The sequence below is a fragment of the Stenotrophomonas sp. 10N36 genome (assembly GCF_056395005.1).
The window spans coordinates 174,572-193,849 of sequence record NZ_JBFTIS010000002.1 but is presented as its reverse complement, the minus strand read 5'-3'; the positions used below and the strand labels follow the sequence as shown (position 1 = coordinate 193,849).

The following is a 19,278-nucleotide window of genomic DNA, read 5'->3' as shown; positions in this document are numbered from 1 at the left end:
ATTACACAGGCGACTGGCTGTCGCACGGCCAGTATAGATTTGCGCCGGGCCAATGGAGTGAATGCACGCTGTTCAACAGCTCACCCCGGTGAGCCGCGCGCTGACGAAATCGATGAACACCCGCAGCTTGGGCAGCACGTGGCGGCCCGACGGCCACAGCAGGTGGAAGGTGCCGCAGGCGTGGATCTGCTCGGGCAGCACGCGCATCAGGCGGCCATCGGCCAGCGCAGCACGCACCGAGTGCTCGGGGATGTAGCCGATACCGCGCCCGGCCAGCGCGAAGGCCAGGCGCGCCTCGATGGTGTTGGCCACCATCGACACCGGCAGCTCCAACGCCGGTTCCCCGGGCGTGCGTGGCAGCGGCCACGGTTCCAGCTTGCCGCTGCTGGGGAAGCGGTAGTGCAGGCAGTCGTGCTGCAGCAGGTCGTGCGGGGTCTGGGGCGTGCCGCGTCGTGCGAGGTAGTCCGGCGAGGCCACCAGATAGCGCGGGAACACGCCCAGCCGGCGCGCGCTGAGCCGCGAGTCGGACGGCTCGCCCACGCGCAGCACCGCGTCGAAGCCTTCCTCGACCACATCCACCAGGCGGTCGTCGAAATCCAGCTCCAGGCGGATGCCGGGGTAGGTGGCCATGAACGCCGACAGGATCGGCAGCGACAGGTCACCCACCAGCGGCAGGCTCAGCCGCAGCACGCCACACGGGGCGGCGGCCTGCTGGGCCAGTTCGGTGCGGGCGGCGTCCAGCTCGTCGAGGATGCGCCGGCACCGCAGCAGGAAGCGCTCGCCCTCGGCGGTGAGGGTCACGCTGCGCGTGCTGCGATGGAACAGGCGCACGCCCAGCGCCTGCTCCAGGCGCGTGATGGTCTTGCCGGTGGCCGAGGCTGACACGCCGAGCAGGCGCCCGGTGTCGACGAAGCTGCGGGTGTCGGCCACGTGCACGAAGGTCTGCAGGTTGCCGATGTTGTCCAGTGCCGACATGGCCGCACCCAAGGGGGAAAGGCGCCACTCTAGCGGCCTGACGCAGCGGCGGCGCACGGCCGATGGGATGCAGTGGTGCGTGCCGCGCTGGCATCGGCTGCATCCCTTGCTGGTACGGAGTCTGCGCCGATTGCGGAATGCAGTGTCCGGAATGTGTGGACCGCTGACTGGGTGTTTGGCGCGCCGTCGAAGGCCGAGCATGGCGCTCCCCCTGTTGCTGGAATGCCGCCATGTCCTCCGTGCTTGATGCGCCCCTCCTTACCCCGCTGCGGCTGGCCGCCGTTGATGCCGTGCTGTCTGCCGCCCGCGCCTGCCGCAGTGGGGCACCGGCATGAGCGGCGCTGGCATGAGTGGCGAGGCCGGCGCGTGTGCGCTTGCCGCTGAGCCCATGGCAGCCGAACGGTTGCCGTTGTCCGGGTTGCTGGCGCTGGCCTGCGCCGGCTTCATCACCATCCTCACCGAAGCCTTGCCGGCCGGGCTGCTGTCGCCGATGAGCGCCGATCTGGGCGTGAGCCGCGCGCTGGTGGGCCAGCTGGTGACCATCTATGCGTTCGGGTCGCTGGTGACCGCGTTGCCGATGACCGCCCTGACCCAGCGCCTGCCGCGGCGACCGCTGCTGCTGGCCGCGATCGCCGGTTTCGTGGTGGTCAATACGATTACAGCCCTGACCCACCACTACGCGGTGATGCTGGTGGCGCGCTTCGTCGCTGGTATCAGCGCGGGTTTGCTGTGGTCGCTGGTGGCCGGCTATGCCAGCCGCATGGTGGCGCCGCGGTTGCAGGGGCGCGCCATCGCGGTGGCGATGGTGGGTACGCCGTTGGCGTTGTCGCTGGGCATTCCCGCCGGCACCTTGCTCGGGCAGACCATCGGCTGGCGCTGGGCGTTCGCGCTGATGTCGCTGCTCAGCGTGGGCCTGCTGGTGTGGGCACGGCTGGCCCTGCCGGCGTTGGCGGCACCGGGCGCGGGCGCGCGGCAGACGCTGGGCGCGGTGTGGCGGCTGCCGGGCATGCGCGCGGCGCTGTTGACCATGTTCCTGTTCGTGCTGGCGCACAACGTGCTGTACACCTACATCGAACCGTTCGCGGCGTTGTCCGGCGCGGTGGCCTGGCTGGACCGGCTGCTGCTGGTGTTCGGTGTGGCCGCACTGGCGGGCATCTGGATCACCGGGTTGTGGGTGGACCGCTGGCTGCGCGTGCTGGTGCTGGCCAGTACGGCCGGGTTCGTGCTGGCCGCGCTGGCCTTCGCGCTGTGGCCCGCCTCGGCCTGGGTGCTGGTGCTGGGCACGGTGGTGTGGGGCATGGCGTTCGGCGGTGTGCCCACGTTGTTCCAGACCGCCGTGGCGCGCCGCGCGGGAGTAGCCGGCGACATCGCGCAGTCGTTCGTGGTCACCGGCTGGAACCTGGCCATCGCCATCGCCGGGGTGGTGGGTGGGGTGATGCTGGAAACGTGGGGCGAGCGGTGGTTGCCGGGGGTGGTGCTGGCACTGTTGGCGGCCACGTTGGTGGTGGTGATGCGCCGGCCGGGCGCGTGGGGGCCCAGCGCGGATCGGTAGTGGAGGACGTGTAGTGCCGGGCTCTGCCCGGCATTCCCGCAGAAGAGCAGCCGGGCAGAGCCCGGCTCTACGTCCCCGCGCGGTGAGTACTGAGCGCGTGGCGACGCGTGGTACGCCATGGCGCCCACGGGTCATGCGGCGCGGCAGAGCCAGGCTCTACGTCTTCCGGCCTCGCATGACACTTGGTTTAAGGTGGCAGCACGGATCAGGAGGGTTGCGTGCGCCACATCGTATTGCGTTGGATGGGACTGGGACTGTTGGGACTTGCCGCTGCCGTGCAGGCCGCGCCGGACCAGCGCATTGCGCTGACCATCGACGACCTGCCCTGGCAGCGGCTGGATGAGCGCGATGATCCGGAACTGGCGCAACGCCATGCGCAGCTGATTGCCGCGTTGAAGGCGGCGCAGGTGCCGGTGGTGGGGTTCGTCAACGAGATCAAGCTGGAGCGCGATGGCCAGGTGCAGCCGGCGCGGGTGCAGATGCTGCGCGACTGGCGGGATGCCGGGTTCGAACTGGGCAACCACACCCGTGGCCATGTGGACCTGCATGCGATCGGGCTGGACGCCTACGAGCAGGACATCCTGCGTGGCGAACAGACCTTGCGCCCGTTGCTGGCCGAACGCGGGCAGACCCCGCGCTGGTTCCGCCATCCGTACCTGCGTGCCGGGGAGACACCGCAGCAACGTGCGGCGCTGGCGGCCTTTCTGGACCAGCACGGGTATCGCATCGCGCCGGTCACGGTGGACAACAGTGAGTGGATCTGGGCGTTCGCCTACGACCATGTGCGTGACACCGAGGCCGACCCGGTAGTGCGCGAGGCGCGGCTGCGCCAGCTGCGACGTGGCTATGTGCCCTACATGCTCAACAAGCTGGACTACTACGAAGACCAGTCGCGGCAGCTGCTGGGCCGGTTGCCGGCGCAGGTGTGGTTGATGCATGCCAATGCGCTCAACGCGGCCAGCATCGACGAACTGATCGCCGCTACCCGTCGCCGGGGCTATACGTTCATCACCCTGGAGCAGGCGCTGCAGGACCCGGCCTATGCGCACGCCGACGGCTACAACGGCGCTGGCGGCATCAGCTGGATCCACCGCTGGGCGATGGCCGAGGGCAAGCCGCGCAGCTTCTACGCCGGCGAGCCCAAGGTGCCGCGCTGGGTGCTGGAGCTGGCGGGTATTGCGGACGAGTAGGGCCGGTCCCCGGAAAACGTGGTGCCGGGCTCTGTCCGGCAGTTCCCGTGTTCCAGCATGAGAGCAGCCGGGCAGAGCCCGGCTCTACGCTACGTGTAGCGCGTTGGGTCTTGGGCGCGTGGCGACGCGTTTACCCCCACGGCGCCTCACTGGTCACGCGGCGCGGCAGAGCCCGGCTCTACGTCGCGTTGCGGTGGGTCCTGGGCGCGTGGCGACGCGTTTTACCCCCACGGCGCCTCACTGGTCACGCGGCGCGGCAGAGCCCGGCTCTACGCTACGTGTAGCGCGTTGGGTCTTGGGCGCGTGGCGACGCGTTTTACCCCACGGCGCACACCGGTCACGCGGCGCGGCAAAGCCCCGCTCTACTCCACCGCGCTGTTCGGGTTCTGGAAGTTCTCGCGGGCCTTGCCGTACTGCTGCAGGCGCTGGTGGTGGAAGGCGATGAACTCCTCCGGGGGCAGGGCTCGTGAGAACAGCCAGCCTTGCCCGAATTCCACCTGGCGGGCCTGAAGGTAGGCCAGCTGGGCGGGGGTTTCTATGCCTTCGGCCACGGTGAACAGGCCCAGGGTCTTGGCCATGTCGATGATGTGCGAGGTGACCGGGCTGGTGGCGCTGTCGGTGCCGATGGCATCGATGAACGACTTGTCGATCTTCAGGGCATCCAGTGGCAACTGCTGCAGGTACTGCAGGCTGGAATAGCCCACGCCGAAATCGTCGATGGCCACGCAGTGCCCGGTGCGCCGCGCGATGGCCAGCGTGTTGCGCGCGCGCTGGATGTCGATGAAGCCCCGCTCGGTGGCCTCCAGCCAGATCTGCTGCGGGTGGATGCCGGTGCCGGCCAGCTTGGCCGCCAGTACCTTGAGTGCGCGCCCACTGCTGACATCGCCGGCCGACAGGTTGATGGCGATATGCGCGCTGCGGTCCTGGACCAGCAGCTCGCGCATGTCATCGATGACGCGCTCGATCACCTGGTCGGTCAGTGCGTCGATCAGGCCGTGTTCCTCGGCCAGGGGAATGAACAGGTCCGGGCGCACGTGGCTGCCATCGGGCCGGGTCCAGCGCACCAGCGATTCGGCGCCCACGCAGATGCCGGTGTCCAGCTCGATGATGGGCTGGTAATGCATGTGGAATTCGCGCCGGCGCACGGCGGTGGCCAGTTCGCCGCGCAGCGACAACCGCCGCCGCGACAGCCACACCACCGCAGCGACCGCCGCCAGCGCGCCGAGCACGCCCAACGGGATGAACTGCCGGAACTGCTGGCGGAAGCTGGCCAGCAGGTCGGTACGCGGCGCGGTGGCGATGGCCAGCCATTCCTGGTCCTGCGCGGTGGCATACAGGGTGTGGCTGTCCATGCCGCTGTGCGGGTTGCGCAGCAGGCGTTGCAGCAGGGGCTGGTCGAGCAGGTCCTGCTGGGCCATCAGGCGGCCATCGGGGCTGGCCACGGCCAGGCGCACGTTGGGATCGGCGATGACGTCCACGAAGCGGGCCGGGTCCATCAGGATGTCGTAGCGGCCAAAGTGCAGGGCGATCAGCGGCGAGCCATCGCCGGCGATCGGACGTACGCCCAGGGTGATGCCGGCGCCGTCGGCGGTGACGTGGTCCGGCGTCGGCTCGGGCACCTGCGCGTCCATCAGGCCCCAGGAGGTGCACCGCAGGCGGCCGTCCTCGAAGTAGCCCACCTGCTCGGCGGAGTGGGTGCTCAGGGTGAGCGCCCGCATCAGGTGCAGGTGGTCGGCCGAACAGGGTTCCAGCGGGCTCTGGTTGAGCCGTCGCAGGGCGAGCATGCCGGCCTCGTAGGCGCGGTTGGCGCGCAGCAGGGTGCGTTCGGCGGTCAGCTGCAGGCGGGCGGCCTCGGCTTCGGTGGCCCGGCTCCAGGTGAAGTACACCAGGCCGGCGATCGGCACGAAGGCGCCGAGCAGGGCGAACAGGACGGCGGCAGCGATGATCCTGGCGCGGTTCAAGCAGACCTCGGTACCGGTTGGGCAGGTGAAGGGCGAGCGGCGGCCACTGTGTCGATCCGCAGGCTGGCCCCGTGCGCTATCTGACCATCTGGCGACCGGGATTGGAACCGGAACCGCCCGCGGCGCCTTGTCAGGGCAAGGCGCGGGTGAGGGTGGGGGCGTGAGAGAGGGGCAAAACCGACATCGGCCGGCCGCCGATGCACGCAACAGTGGCGCGGCGGCCAGCGGTCTTCTATGTTCAGAGCCTTCGCCCTGCTGGCCCCGTCCATGACCGATCCCGCCGTGCCGCCGGAACACCTCCGGCGCAGCCTCTCCAACCGCCACCTGCAGCTGATCGCCATTGGCGGCGCCATCGGCACCGGCCTGTTCATGGGCTCGGGCAAGACCATCAGCCTGGCCGGCCCGTCCATCGTGCTGGTCTACCTGATCATCGGCGCGATGCTGTTCTTCGTGATGCGCGCCATGGGCGAGCTGCTGCTGTCCAACCTGGAATACAAGTCGTTCATCGATTTTTCCACCGACCTGCTCGGGCCCTGGGCCGGGTTCTTCTGCGGATGGACCTACTGGTTCTGCTGGATCATCACCGCCATCGCCGATGTGATCGCCATTGCCGCCTATGCGCAGTTCTGGTTTCCCGAACTGGCGCCCTGGATACCGGCGCTGCTGTGCGTGATCCTGCTGCTCAGCCTGAACCTGGTCACGGTGAAACTGTTCGGTGAAATGGAGTTCTGGTTTGCGCTCATCAAGATCATCGCCATCTGCGCGTTGATCATCACCGGCTTCGGGCTGGTGGCGTGGGGCTTCACCTCGCCGTCGGGCCACCAGGCCTCGTTTGCCAACCTGTACAACGACGGCGGCATGTTCCCGATGGGCATGGCCGGGTTCTTCGCCGGCTTCCAGATCGCGGTGTTCGCCTTCGTCGGCATCGAACTGGTCGGCACCACCGCCGCTGAAACCGCCGATCCCGAACGCAACCTGCCCAAGGCGATCAATTCCATTCCGGTGCGCATCATCGTGTTCTACGTGCTGGCGCTGATCGCGATCATGGCTGTCACCCCGTGGCGCGAGGTGGTGCCGGGCAAGAGCCCGTTCGTGGAGCTGTTCGTGCTGGCCGGCATTCCGGCCGCGGCCAGCCTGATCAACTTCGTGGTGCTCACCTCGGCCACCTCGTCGGCCAACAGCGGCATCTTCTCCACCAGCCGCATGATGTACGGGCTGGCCGAAGAGCGGCACGCACCGGGCTTCTTCGCGCGGTTGTCGCGGGCGGCGGTGCCGGCGCGCGGGCTGGTGTTCTCGTGCATCTGCCTGCTGCTGGGCACCATGCTGATCTACCTGATTCCCAACCTGGTCACCGCCTTTACGCTGGTCACCACGCTGGCGGCCGTACTGTTCATGTTCGTGTGGTCGCTGATCCTGTGTTCGTACATCGTGTACCGCCGCCGTCGCCCGCAGTTGCATGCGGCATCCAAGTTCAAGATGCCCGGCGGCGTCTTCATGTGCGGGGTGTGCCTGGCGTTCTTCGGGTTCGTGCTGGTGCTGCTCACCCTGCAGCCGGACACCCTGTACGCGTTGGCGATCAGCCCGCTGTGGTTCCTGCTGCTGGGCCTGGGCTATGCGGCCAAGCGGCTGATCGAACGCTGAGCGCGGCCGGGCCCGCCGCCACGGCGGGCCCGGTATTCACCTTCGGTTCGCGGGCGTGGCCGGATGATCGCGCCGCACCCTCCCGTGCCCCGATCCGAGCCCATGAACCCGACCCTGCCTGCCGCGTTGGCCCTGTTGTCGATGCTGCTGCCGTGGTCGGCGTCGGCGCGCACGGTGTACCGCTGCGTGCGGGACAACACCGTGAGCCTGGCCACCGCCCCCGAGCCGGGGTCGAAGTGCACGCCGCAGCAGATCGATGACGGCGCCGTGCAGACCCCCAACCTGTGGGGCAACATGGGCGTCTTCAGTGGCACCCTGTACGAACGCGAGCAGGATGGCGCGCTGGTGTATTCCACGCGCAACCTGCCCGGATCACGCGTGTTCCTGAAGTTCACCGTGGCCACTCCGCCCGGCGAGCCGGCGCATGAGGGGCTGGGCAAGGTGGGCACGCCGCAGCTCAACCGCCATGCCAAACAGTTCAAGGCGGCGGCCAAGGCCACCGGGGTGGACGATGCCTGGCTGCGTGCGATCGCCCATGCCGAAAGCGGCTTCGATGCCGGTGCGATATCGCCCAAGGGCGCGCAGGGCGTGATGCAGCTGATGCCCGATACCGCCACCGAATGGGGTGTGGCCGACCCGCTGTCGGCCGAGCAGTCCATCAACGGGGGCGCGCGCTACATGAAGGCGCTGCTGAAGCGCTACAAGGGCGACCGCACCCTGGCGGCGGCCGCCTACAACGCGGGCATCGGCGCGGTGACCCGGTACAAGGGCGTGCCGCCGTACGCCGAGACCCTGGCGTACGTGGAAAAAGTCAGCGCGTTGTACCAGCGCTACCGCGAGGCGATGGGGTTCAAGGTGGAAACGCCGGCGCGTTGAGCGCAGCGTGCGGCCTCACCGCCAGGCACCGCGGCCGTAGATGGGCAGGGTCTCGCGGCGGCCGACCGGTTCCAGTGCGGCGCGCACATCGGGTCGCTTCAACAGCGCTTCCCAGCGTGCATCGTTGTCCACGTCCGCCGGCATCGGGGGCAGCATGCGGAAGTTCTGCATCAGCTGCAGCATGTCCTGGCGGCGCCGGGGCGACTGCAGTTCGGCGATGACCCAGCGGGCCGCCTCGTCGGTGCGCTGCTCTGCCAGCAGCACGTCCACGTACACGCTGCGACCTTCGTCCTGATTTGACTGCAACCACTGGCGTGCCTGCGCCGACCGCGCGCTATCGCCCAGCGTCCGGTACGCGCTGTAACGGATCCACTGGCGCAGGTACTCGCCGAACATCTGTGCCTCATCCAACCCCTCCAATGTCTGCAGGGCACGCGCCGGTTTGGCGCTGGCCAGGTACCAGCTGGCCAGGTAAAGACGGTGCAGCGGATTCACCGTGTCGCCCTCGTTGGTGAGCGTACTGGCCAGCTCCAGCGTTGCCTCCGTCTGGTCATCCTGGCCCAGCCGGTGCTGGGCCACGGCGCGGTGCAGCAGCACCCACGCCGCATAGGCACCACCGGGGAAGCTGCGCAGGGCGCCGGCCTCGGTCAGGCGCGCATGGAGCGGGTCCGTAGCGGTCAGCACCTGCGCGTGCTCGCCCAGCAACAGCAGGGTATCGGTGAGCGCGGCGAGGTCGCTGGCATCTGGCTGCAGCAAGGCCGACACCCGCAGGGCATCGGCATGGCGCCGCGCCGATTGCAGCGGGTCGAAGCGCGGATCGCGGCGGTCGACCACCGCATCGAAACGCTTGTCACTGCGCAGCGCGACCACTTCGATGGGTGCATCGATACGCATCACGGTGGCGGCCAGGCGTTGCTGTTGCCCGGCATCGGCCTGCAGCGTGGCCAGTGTCAGCCACAAGGCCGTCGGCTCCAGGCCATCGACCTTCCACTGTCGGTCGAACAGTGCCTCCAGCAGCGCGCGGTAGTCATCGGGTTGGTCCTGCAACGCATCGCCCAGCCGGTACACCAGCGGGGCATCGATGTCGGCCAGGAACCGGTCCGATGCGCGCAGCGAGCGGGTGATCAGGCCAGCGCCCAGTACCGGTTGGTCCTGCAGCAGCTTCAGGCGACCCAGCACGTACAGCGCTCGCGCGTCGTCGGGTGCCTGCTTCAATGCGGCATCCAGATAGCGCTGTGCCTCCTGCGGCTGGCGCGCATTGAAGGCGGTGCGCCCGGCACTGACCAGGCCTTCCAGGCGCTGTTCCGCATCCAGGCTGGCCAGATCGGGATCGTTGAAGACGCGCTCGAAACCGATCAGCGCCCCCACGCTGTCGCCCTGCTCGGACAGCGCGATGGTGTCGGTGAGGCGTTGCGCCAAGGCATCTTCAGACGGTGCGGCCACCGACGTCGCGGCGAGTGTTGGCATGCCGGACATCGCCAGCAGCAGGGACAGGGCGAGGCGATGGTGCGGGCGGTGCATGGCGCATCCTTGCGTGGGGTCTGCAGCGATTGAACCCGGAACCGCGCAGCCACACAAGCGCATGGGGTTTGCAGACACGCAGACAGCGTTTAAGGTCTACGCCGGACAAGCGCAGGGAAGGCAATGAAACGTTGGCAGGTAATGATTGTGGTGGTGGGGGCGCTCACCGCCACGGCACTGGCGTGGACGTTCTTCAACACGCCGGCCTCGGCGCCGGTTGAACAGGACCCGGTGCCTACGCCGCTGGCGTGGCAGGCGCAGATCGACACGCTGGCCGGCGATGGCGTGGGCGGCCTGCGCGATGGCGCGGGCGCACAGGCGCGCTTTGCCGACCCGTATGCGCTGGCGGTGGATGCGCACGGTGTTGCCTACATCGCCGATGCCGGCGACAACAACCGCATCCGCCGCGTGTATCCCGATGGGCGCGTGGATACGTTGGCCGGCACCGGTGAGGGGTGGCGCGATGGCCCCGGCGTGCAGGCACAGTTCCATACCCCGTCCGGCATCGCGCTGGATGCCGCTGGCAACGTGTACGTGGCTGATACCGGCAACCACCGCATCCGCCGGATCGGCCCCGATGGCGTGGTGAGCACCCTCGCCGGTGACGGGGTGGCGGGCTTCGCCGACGGTGCGGCGGCGCAGGCGCGGTTCGATGCGCCGATGGGCGTAGCCGTGGATGCCACCGGCCGCGTGTACGTGGCCGATACCTACAACGACCGCATCCGGGTGATCGAGCCGGACGGCACGGTGCGCACGGCAGCAGGCGGCGAGCACCCGGGCAACGTGGACGGCTTCGGTGCCGAAACCCGGCTGGATACGCCGGTGGCACTGGCGCTGGACAGCCACGGCAACCTGCTGATCGCCGACCTGTACAACAACGCCATCCGGCGACTGTCGCCGGACGGCATGCTGCGCACCCAGGTGGCCGACGGCAGCGTGATGAGCGGGCCGTTGTCGGTGGCCGTCACCCATGATGATGTGCTGTACGTGGGCGATATCAACGGCAAGGTGGTGCAGGTGTCCACCCAGGGCCACCAGGTGGCATTGGCGGGCGTTTCACCGCAGCCGCGCTTTGCGCGGCCCAGCGGGTTGGCGCTGGATGCGCAGGGCAGTGTGTATCTGGCCGATGCGGCGGCGTACCGCGTGCACCGGCTGCGTGCGCTGGACATCGGTGCGGTGCCGGCCCCGGCGTTGACCGGTCCGGCCGCCGATGCGCCGTTGCCGGTGACGGGCGGGCGCTGGCCGCTGGCCCCCCAGGACGGATGGCATGAAGTGGTGGGCACGCTGGGTGAGGTGCGGGGCAACTTCAGCGGCGAGAGCCGCCACCACCTGCACGGCGGCTTCGATATCCGCGGCGATGTCGGCCAGCGCGTGCTGGCGATCGCTGACGGCAAGGTCGACAGCGCGTTTGCCAGCTGGTCGGTGGGCGGGCAGGCCGAAGGCCTGGCGCTGGGTCGGCTCAAGTACATCCACATGCAGGTGGGGCGCGATCCGCGCGGCCAGGCGTTCGACCCCCGCTGGCAGCAGGTGCTGGGCCCGGATGGAAAGCTGGAGCGGGTGCGCGTGCGTCGTGGCACGCGGTTCCATGTGGGCGAACCGCTGGGCAGCATCAACCGCATGGCACACGTGCATCTGAGCGTGGGGGCCAGCGGGTTCGAGCGCAACGCGGTGGCGCTGGGCTTTGTCGGCTACGCCGATGCGTTCGCACCGCGCATCACCTCGGTGGAAGTACTGGATGACCACGATCTGCCGATCAAGGCCGTGGGCACGGCGCCGGTGGTGGTGCCACGGCAGGGTCCGGGCGTGCAGATCGTGGTGGAAGCCTGGGACCAGGTCGATCGCAACCTGCCGCGGCGTCGGCTGGGCGCCTACCAGGTGGGGTACCAGATCCTGGATGCGCAGGGGCAGCCGCTGGCCGGTTACGAGCAGCCGCGCTTCAACATCGTGTTCAACCGCATGCCGCCCCAGGACAGTGCCACCGTGGTGGCCTACGCACCGGACAGCGGCATCACCGTGCACGGCAGTGCGGTCACGCGCTTCCGCTACCTGGTGACCAACACGGTGCGCGACGGACTGGTGGAAACCGGGCGCTGGCGGCCCGACGCGCTGCCCGCCGGCGACTACGTGATCCGGGCGAGCGTGCGCGACTACAGCGGCAATGAAGGCGTGGGCGCGCGCGACCTGAAGATCACGCTGCTGTAGCGCTGCTCAGGCGCCGACGCGTTCGCGCTCGGCGTCCATGTCGGCCAGCGGCCGCACTTCGATGCTGCCAAAGCGCGACCACGGAAACTGCCGGGCGATGCGCAGGGCATCGTCGTGGTCGCGTGCGTTGATCAGGTTGAAGCCGGCCAGCAGTTCGTGGGTTTCGGCGAACGGCCCGTCGATGATGCGCTCCTTGCCCTGGCGGGTGCGCAGGGTGCGGGCGCTGTGCACCGGTTCCAGTTTCTGCGCCAGCACCAGGGTGCCGTCGGCCTGCAGTGCATCGGCATGCTGCAGGCAGTCGTGCATGAGACGGTCGTACTCCTCGCCGGGCAGGGCCTGCAACAGGCCTTCGTCGATGTAGATCAGCAGCAGGAATTGCATGGCCGGCACGCTCCGGGGCAGGGGCGGCCATGATGCCGCAGCTGGCGCGACCGTGCTGTTGCAGCGCGGCACGAAGTGCCTGTTCAGGCGGCACCGGGCGGCGGCGAAAATTATTTTTGCCGGCGTGTCGATTTTCGGTGCCCGGCTGCGTTGTATCCCTTGAAGGGCCCACCAACCGGGCCTGCCCTGAGGGAAACACCGATGAAAGTCATGGTACTGGTCAAGGCGACCCCGGAGACGGAGGCCGGTGAGATGCCGACCGAACAGGAAATCCGCGCCATGGGCGCCTACAACGAACAGCTGGTGCAGGCCGGGATCATGCTGGCAGGCGAGGGCCTGCACCCCACCTCGCGCGCACGTCGCGTGTCCTTCGGCGCGCAGCCGCCGCGGGTGATCGACGGCCCCTTCGCCGAGACCCGCGAGCTGGTCTGCGGGTTCTGGCTCTGGCAGGTGCGCTCGCTGGACGAGGCCACCGAGTGGCTCACGCGCGCCCCGTTCGGCCCCGGCAGCGTGGTCGAGCTGCGCCCGATTCTCAGCGCCGAGGATTTCGGCGAGGCCTTCACCCCTGAATTACAGGCGCAGGAACAGCGTCTGCGCGAACAGATCGGCGCCGCCGACTGACCCCGCCACTTCCCTGGAGCACACCCATGAAACTGATTCCGTTCCTTGGCTTCAACGGCAAAACCCACGAGGCAATGGCCTTCTACGCGCAGGTGCTGGGCGGCAAGGTCACCTCGGAAATGCGGTACCGCGACATGCCGCCCATGGAGAATACCGATGGCTGCGGCGAGATGCCGCCCGAATCCCTGGACCACGTGGCGCACAGCCAGCTGGAGGTGGGCAGCGCCATCCTGATGGCCGCCGATGGTCCGTCCAGTGGCGGGGAGAACAGCACCACCATCAACATCGACGTGGACACGGTGGAAGAGGCCGAGCGCGTGTTCAAGGCGCTGGCCGACGGCGGTGAGGTCAAGATGCCGATCGGCGAAACGTTCTGGGCACATCGCTGGGGCTTTCTGATCGACCGCTACGGCAAGCCGTGGATGGTCAACTGCATGAAACAACCCTGATTCGCACACTTCTAAGGATGGCACCGTGACCGATTCCCCGCAGATGATTTTCGTCAACCTGCCCGTGCGCGACCTGGAGGCGTCCAAGACGTTCTTCGGCGCGCTGGGCTACACCTTCAACCCGACCTTCACCGACGACAACGCGGCCTGCATGATCATCAGCGACAGTATCTTCGTGATGCTGCTGGTGGAGTCTTTCTTCGCCGGCTTCACCACTCGGCCGATCAGCGACGCGCGCCAGCAGACCGAGGTGATCACCTGCCTGTCGGCGACCAGCCGCACGGCGGTCGACGCATTGGTGGACACGGCCCTGAAAGCCGGTGCCAGCGAGCCGATGCCCGCGCGCGACTACGGCTTCATGTACCAGCGCGGCTTCCAGGACCTGGATGGCCACCTGTGGGAGATCGCGCACATGGACGGTCAACCGTAGAGCGGGGCTCTGCCCCGCTGGCGCCGGCTGGCGGTGCTGCCCCGGCCTGGCGGCGGGCTTGTACCCGCCTGCCGCCAATGCTTTGATCGCCCGCATGGAAACCGCCCTGTCGCACCGCTTGGATACCCTCTGGCGCATGGAGTCGCCGGCCCTGATCGCACGCCTGGCGCGGATGCTGCGCGGCGACGTGGGGCGTGCCGAAGAACTGGCCCAGGACACCTGGCTGGCCGCGCTGGAGCGTTGGCCGACGCAGGGGGTTCCGGACAACCCGGGAGCGTGGCTGATGACCACCGCACGCAATCGCGCCATCGACGTGTTGCGTCAGCACCAGCGCGTGGCCGGCCAGCATGCGCTCTGGGGCAGCGAGCTGGAGCCGCAGCCGTTGCCGCTGCCCGACGACAGCGATGCGCTGCAGGACGACATCGGCGATGACCTGTTGCGCCTGATGTTCGTGGCCTGCCACCCGGTCCTGTCGGCCGATGCGCGGGTAGCGTTGACGTTGCGGCTGCTGGGCGGGCTGACCACCGACGAGATCGCGCGGGCGTTCCTGCAGCCCGAACCGACCATCGCCCAGCGCATCGTGCGTGCCAAGCGCACCCTGGCCAGCAAGCAGGTGGCGTTCGAAGTGCCGCGCCAGGCGGCGTTGCCGGAACGGCTGGAGTCGGTGCTGGAGGTGGTCTACCTGGTGTTCAACGAGGGCTACACCGCCAGCGTGGGCGACGACTGGATGCGTCCGGCGCTGTGTGAAGAAGCCCTGCGGCTGGGGCGGGTGTTGGCCAGCCGGTTGCCGGCGTGGCCACAGGTGCACGGGCTGCTGGCGCTGATGGAACTGCAGGCCTCGCGTGCGGCGGCGCGGGTGGATGCGCACGGCACGCCGATCCTGCTGCCCGACCAGGACCGCGCGCGCTGGGACTGGCTGCAGATCGCGCGTGGGCAGGCCGCGCTGGCCCAGGCCATGGCGCTGGGCGGCAGCGATGATCCCTATGTGCTGCAGGCGGCGATTGCCGATTGCCATGCCCGCGCGCGCCGCGTCCAGGACACCGACTGGGCGGCGATGGCGGCGCTGTACCAACGGCTGGCTGTGCAGCAGCCGTCGCCGGTGATCGAATTGAACCGGGCGGTCGCCGTATCGCGCGCGCAGGGCGCGGCGGCGGCATGGCCGCTGGTGGAGCAGCTCGCACAGGACCCGCGCCTGCACGGCTATGCCCCGCTGGCGGCGGTGCAGGGCGACCTGCTGCTGCAGCTCGGGCGCGGCGATGAAGCGCGCGCCGCCTTCCTGCGCGCCGCCAGCCTCACCGCCAACGTCCGCGAGCAGGCGGTGCTGCTGGCACGGGCGCAGGCTGTTCCGGTGGCGTAACGCCGGCTGCGGCCACACCGTCGGACGGCTGCCGGGTTGCGCGGCCCCACCGTCGTAGAGCCGGGCTCTGCCCGGCTGCCGTTGCGTTACGCGGCGCCGCCAAGGCAGCGGGGCAGAGCCCCGCTCTACGGGGCGGTTGTCGCGTTGCCGTTGTAGCGCCGGGCTCTGCCCGGCTGCCGTTGGGTTGCGCGGTGCGGCCAAGGGAGCGGGGCAGAGCCCCGCTCTACTTCGCCTACACTTGGGGATTCGTGGTCCTGGCTGTGGAGAGAGCGATGAAACGAGTAGTACTGAGCGTGCTGGCCCTGTCGGTGTCCGGCGCCCTGATGGCGGCAACGCCCAAATTCGACGGGGCGCGGATCTCCGCGGACGTCAAGGAACTGGCCTCCGACGCCTACGAAGGCCGTTCCCCGGCCACCGCCGGCGAAGAGAAGACCGTGGCCTTCCTGAGCAAGCAGTTCGCAGCGGCCGGGCTGCAGCCGGGCGGCGACCTCAAGGACGGCAAGCGTCTGTGGACCCAGGCCGTGCCGCTGCTCAAGGGCGATATCGTCGGTGCGCCGAGCCTGTCGCTGAGCAGCAAAGGCACGCCGCAGGCCCTGAGCCAGGGCAAGGAAATCGCCGTGCGCGCCGCGATGAACGGTGCCAGCAACGTGGACATCAAGAACGCACCGCTGGTCTTCCTCGGCTACGGCGTCAAGGCCGGCGAGCGCAACTGGGACGACTTCAAGGGCGTGGACCTGAAGGGCAAGATCGCCGTGGTGCTGATCAACGACCCGGACTTTGAAAGCGGCCAGGGCGACTTCGACGGCAAGGGCATGACCTATTACGGTCGCTGGACCTACAAGTACGAAGAAGGCGCGCGCCAGGGCGCCCTCGGCGTGCTGATCGTGCACGAGACCGCACCGGCGTCGTACGGCTGGGCCACCGTGGCCGGCTCCAACACCAACACCATGTTCGACGTGGTCCGTGACAACCCGGCCGAGGCACACCCGCTGCTCGAAGGCTGGATCCAGCGCGATCTGGCGGTGGACCTGTTCAAGCGCGCCGGGCTGGATTTCGAGGCGCTCAAGCGCCAGGCGCAGACCCGCGATTTCAAGCCGGTGGAACTGAAGGGCGAAACCTTCTCGGCCACGTACGCGGTCAAGACCGAGGTGATCACCTCGCACAACGTGGCCGCGCGCCTGGAAGGCCGCACGCATCCGGACGAGACCGTGGTGTACAGCGCGCACTGGGACCACATCGGCGTGGGCAAGCCCGACGCCAACGGCGACACCATCTTCAACGGCGCGCTCGACAACGCCAGCGGCACCGCCTCGCTGATCGAACTGGCGCGCGGGTTTGCCAAGGGCAAGCGCCCGGAGCGTTCGGTGCTGTTCCTGGCCGTCACCGCCGAGGAAAAGGGCCTGCTGGGCTCGGAGTACTACGCCAGCCACCCGCTGTATCCGCTGAGCAAGACCGTGGCGGTGATCAACATGGACGGCATGGCGCCGTTCGGGCCGTCGCGTGATTTCGGCATCTACGGGTCGGCCAAGCTGGAACTGCTGGACCAGCTCAAGGACGTGGCCAAGGGCTGGGACATCCGCTACACCCCGGACCCGAAGCCGGAAGCCGGCCTGTTCTTCCGCTCGGATCACTTCCCGTTCGCCAAGCGCGGCGTGCCGGCGGTGTCCTACTCGGCCGGCCAGGACTGGGTGAACGGCGGCGTGGCGGCCGGCAAGGCCGCGTCGGACGACTACACCGCCAAGCGCTACCACCAGCAGGGCGATCAGTGGCAGCCGGACTGGACCTTCGCCGGTGCCTCGCGCGACCTGGAGGTGCTGTACACGCTGGGCAACCAGCTGGCCAATTCCCGCGCCTGGCCGAACTGGAGCGCCGATTCCCAGTTCCGCGCCCCGCGTGAAGCCAGCGCCGCCGAGCGCAAGTGACCCACCGTCCCCACCGGCACGCCGCCGGTGGGGACACCCCGGGCGTTACGTTATCCGGGCGGAGCCCGGCTTCATCCCCCCATTCCCCGCCTTCGTCGCATGCCGCTTGTCCTGGCTGGCGGCAGGGCTATGCTCGGCCCATCCCATCGTGAAGACGCCGCCGTGTTCGCCAGCCTCGCACTGATCCTTCGCATCCTGTTGGCCTGGGCCGTCGCCATCATCGTGGCCGGCTTCGTCTGGAGTGGCATCTTCAGCGGCATGGACGATGGCCCCGGTTGGGTCTTCGGGCTGCTGGCCATGTTCCTGGCGGTCACCGCCATCGGCAGCTGCATCACCCACATCCGCCGGGTCTGGTTGATCGCCGGGCGCCTGGACGGCACCACCCTGTCCAGCCGCCAGCGCCGCCAGATCGAACTGCCGATGGATGCCGGCCCGGCCTTCGCGCTGCTGGAAAAGGCCATCGCCGAGCTGCCCCGCGTGGAAGACATCGAAAGCGCCGCCGGCAGCCTGCAGGTGCGCGCCTACGTGCGCCGCGTGGATCCCTACAACGGTCGCCCGCCCTCGCGCTGGAACCTGCCGGCACGGCTGGCGATCCGCCGCAACAGCGTGCTGGCCACGGTCACCCCGGGGCAGGGCACCAGCAGCGTGACCCTGCTGTTCGAACCCGATGCCGGGGTCTGGGCCGACCTGCTGGCCGTGGATGAAGGCAGCAACTTCGAGAATGCCGAAGCGGTTACCCGCGCCATCACCCGGCGGGTGTCCGAGCAGCGCCGCGATGAGCAGGCCGCAGCCGAGCAGACCGCCACCGAGAAGGAACTGTCGGTGGCCAAGCTCAACCTTCTGCATGCCCAGGTGGAACCGCACTTCCTGTACAACACGCTGGCCAACGCGCAGGTGCTGACCCGCACCGACCCGCCGCGCGCCGACCAGATGCTGGGGCATCTCATCCAGTACCTGCGCAGCTCGCTGCCCAGCGTGGAGGAGTCGATGTCCACGCTGGGCGTGGAGCTGGAACGCACCCAGGCCTACCTGGAAATCCTCAAGATCCGCATGGGCGCGCGGCTGGCGCTGCAGGTGGACGTGCCGCCGGCACTGACCGGCCTGCCGCTGCCGTCGATGGCGCTGCAGACGCTGGTGGAAAACGCCATCAAGCATGGCCTGGAACCCAAGCCGGGTGGCGGCACGGTATGGATCATCGCGCGGGCCTTCGATGACCATGTCACCCTCACCGTTGCCGACGACGGGCTGGGGTTCGGCCAGGGCACCAGCGGCACCGGCATCGGCCTGAAGAACCTGCGCGAACGCCTGCGCCTGACCTGCGGCGACCGCGCCGGCGTCGCCATCGTGTCCAACTTCCCCAGCGGCGTCGCCGCCACCATTACCCTGCCGCGCGATGCGCGCGAGGCCGTCCATGCAGCTTGATGCCCTGATCGCCGAAGACGAAGACCTGCTGCGGCAGTCGCTGGTGGCGCAGCTGCAGCGGCTGTGGCCGGAGCTGCGGCTGGTGGCCGAATGCGAAGACGGTGCGTGCGCGCTGGAACGGCTGGCCGAGTTGAAGCCGGACCTGGCCTTCCTGGACATCCGCATGCCCGGCATCACCGGCATCGACGTGGCGCGCGCGCTGCCCGAGATCAGCCCGCGCACCCAGGTGGTGTTCGTGACCGCCTACGACCAGTACGCCATCGACGCCTTCGAACAGGGTGCGATGGACTACCTGCTCAAGCCGGTCAGCGATGAGCGCCTGCTGGCCACGCGTGAGCGCATCCTGGCGCGCATGCAGCAGGGCCGGCCGGACAACGCGATGCTGGAGCAGCTGCTGCAGCGGCTGGGGCAGGGCGGCACCGCGCCCAGCAGTGCGCCGCCGCTGGCCTGGATCACCGCCAGCAACGGGCGCGACACCCAGCTGATCATGCTCGAAGACGTGCTGTATTTCCGTGCTGACAGCAAGTACACCACCGTGGTCACCGAGCAGGGTGAAAGCCTGCTGCGCACGCCGCTGCGCGAGCTGCTGGACGTGCTGGACCCGCAGCGTTTCCGCCAGGTGCATCGTTCCACCATCGTGAACATGAAAGCGGTGGCGGCGGTGAGCCGCGACGATACCGGGCGCGGCCAGCTGCGTCTGAAACACCGGGCCGAAGTACTCAATGTCAGTCAACCGTTCATGAGCTTGTTCCGGGGCATGTAGCCGGAGCAGGCCCTC

The 19,278-nt window shown here is 68.8% G+C and carries 17 protein-coding genes; 13 read left to right on the top strand and 4 right to left on the bottom strand.

Annotation, left to right across the window (positions count from 1 at the left end; all coding sequences use genetic code 11):
* Positions 1-72: 72 nt before the first annotated feature.
* A complete protein-coding gene (locus AC1DCJ_RS04470) occupies positions 73-975 on the bottom strand; it encodes a LysR family transcriptional regulator (RefSeq protein WP_478070214.1) in 903 nt (300 codons plus the stop codon).
* Positions 976-1,321: 346 nt separating this feature from the next.
* Between AC1DCJ_RS04470 and AC1DCJ_RS04465 the strand changes: the two genes are divergently transcribed.
* Positions 1,322-2,527: an MFS transporter gene (locus tag AC1DCJ_RS04465; protein WP_478070270.1), complete on the top strand. Its 1,206-nt coding sequence runs from the start codon at positions 1,322-1,324 to the stop codon at positions 2,525-2,527.
* Between the two features lie 233 nt (positions 2,528-2,760).
* Positions 2,761-3,717: a polysaccharide deacetylase family protein gene (locus AC1DCJ_RS04460; protein ID WP_478070269.1), complete on the top strand. Its 957-nt coding sequence runs from the start codon at positions 2,761-2,763 to the stop codon at positions 3,715-3,717.
* A gap of 362 nt (positions 3,718-4,079) precedes the next feature.
* Here the strand turns inward: AC1DCJ_RS04460 and AC1DCJ_RS04455 are convergent, their stop codons facing one another.
* Positions 4,080-5,678: an EAL domain-containing protein gene (locus tag AC1DCJ_RS04455; protein WP_478070213.1), complete on the bottom strand. Its 1,599-nt coding sequence runs from the start codon at positions 5,676-5,678 to the stop codon at positions 4,080-4,082.
* 267 nt (positions 5,679-5,945) lie between these two features.
* Between AC1DCJ_RS04455 and cycA the strand changes: the two genes are divergently transcribed.
* Together cycA and AC1DCJ_RS04445 are read left to right on the top strand one after the other, a co-directional pair.
* Positions 5,946-7,319 (top strand): D-serine/D-alanine/glycine transporter, encoded by a 1,374-nt coding sequence (cycA, locus tag AC1DCJ_RS04450; RefSeq protein ID WP_137191177.1) that lies wholly within the window; start codon positions 5,946-5,948, stop codon positions 7,317-7,319.
* 102 nt (positions 7,320-7,421) lie between these two features.
* Complete coding sequence (locus AC1DCJ_RS04445) at positions 7,422-8,195, top strand: lytic transglycosylase domain-containing protein (RefSeq protein ID WP_137191176.1); 774 nt, start codon at positions 7,422-7,424, stop codon at positions 8,193-8,195.
* A 15-nt stretch (positions 8,196-8,210) separates the two neighbouring features.
* Here AC1DCJ_RS04445 and AC1DCJ_RS04440 read toward each other — a convergent pair whose 3' ends face one another.
* On the bottom strand, positions 8,211-9,716 hold the full coding sequence (locus AC1DCJ_RS04440) for a hypothetical protein (RefSeq protein ID WP_478070212.1): 1,506 nt from the start codon (positions 9,714-9,716) through the stop codon (positions 8,211-8,213).
* A gap of 123 nt (positions 9,717-9,839) precedes the next feature.
* Here AC1DCJ_RS04440 and AC1DCJ_RS04435 point away from each other — a divergent pair, with 123 nt between their 5' ends.
* Positions 9,840-11,918, top strand: a complete 2,079-nt coding sequence (locus tag AC1DCJ_RS04435; RefSeq protein ID WP_478070211.1) for a gluconolaconase — start codon at positions 9,840-9,842, stop codon at positions 11,916-11,918.
* A gap of 6 nt (positions 11,919-11,924) precedes the next feature.
* Here AC1DCJ_RS04435 and AC1DCJ_RS04430 read toward each other — a convergent pair whose 3' ends face one another.
* Positions 11,925-12,299, bottom strand: a complete 375-nt coding sequence (locus AC1DCJ_RS04430) for a YciI family protein (protein ID WP_141058529.1) — start codon at positions 12,297-12,299, stop codon at positions 11,925-11,927.
* Here AC1DCJ_RS04430 and AC1DCJ_RS04425 point away from each other — a divergent pair.
* The 8 genes from AC1DCJ_RS04425 (at position 12,298) to AC1DCJ_RS04390 (ending at position 19,263) form a co-directional block, all read left to right on the top strand.
* Complete coding sequence (locus AC1DCJ_RS04425; RefSeq protein ID WP_478070210.1) at positions 12,298-12,462, top strand: hypothetical protein; 165 nt, start codon at positions 12,298-12,300, stop codon at positions 12,460-12,462. The genes AC1DCJ_RS04430 and AC1DCJ_RS04425 overlap by 2 nt on opposite strands.
* A gap of 38 nt (positions 12,463-12,500) precedes the next feature.
* Positions 12,501-12,920, top strand: coding sequence for a YciI family protein (locus AC1DCJ_RS04420; protein ID WP_478070209.1), 420 nt, complete (start codon positions 12,501-12,503; stop codon positions 12,918-12,920).
* 26 nt (positions 12,921-12,946) lie between these two features.
* Positions 12,947-13,369 (top strand): VOC family protein, encoded by a 423-nt coding sequence (locus tag AC1DCJ_RS04415; RefSeq protein WP_448132934.1) that lies wholly within the window; start codon positions 12,947-12,949, stop codon positions 13,367-13,369.
* Positions 13,370-13,412: 43 nt separating this feature from the next.
* Positions 13,413-13,799: a VOC family protein gene (locus AC1DCJ_RS04410; protein ID WP_141058617.1), complete on the top strand. Its 387-nt coding sequence runs from the start codon at positions 13,413-13,415 to the stop codon at positions 13,797-13,799.
* A gap of 94 nt (positions 13,800-13,893) precedes the next feature.
* Positions 13,894-15,156 carry an RNA polymerase sigma factor gene (locus AC1DCJ_RS04405; protein ID WP_478070208.1) on the top strand — a complete coding sequence of 421 codons (1,263 nt, stop codon included), beginning with the start codon at positions 13,894-13,896 and terminating at the stop codon, positions 15,154-15,156.
* 272 nt (positions 15,157-15,428) lie between these two features.
* Positions 15,429-17,078: a M28 family metallopeptidase gene (locus AC1DCJ_RS04400; protein ID WP_478070207.1), complete on the top strand. Its 1,650-nt coding sequence runs from the start codon at positions 15,429-15,431 to the stop codon at positions 17,076-17,078.
* A gap of 162 nt (positions 17,079-17,240) precedes the next feature.
* Positions 17,241-18,500 carry a sensor histidine kinase gene (locus tag AC1DCJ_RS04395; protein WP_038692555.1) on the top strand — a complete coding sequence of 420 codons (1,260 nt, stop codon included), beginning with the start codon at positions 17,241-17,243 and terminating at the stop codon, positions 18,498-18,500.
* On the top strand, positions 18,490-19,263 hold the full coding sequence (locus AC1DCJ_RS04390) for a LytR/AlgR family response regulator transcription factor (RefSeq protein ID WP_313246033.1): 774 nt from the start codon (positions 18,490-18,492) through the stop codon (positions 19,261-19,263). The genes AC1DCJ_RS04395 and AC1DCJ_RS04390 overlap by 11 nt, the downstream gene beginning before the upstream one ends.
* The last annotated feature ends 15 nt before the right edge of the window (positions 19,264-19,278 follow it).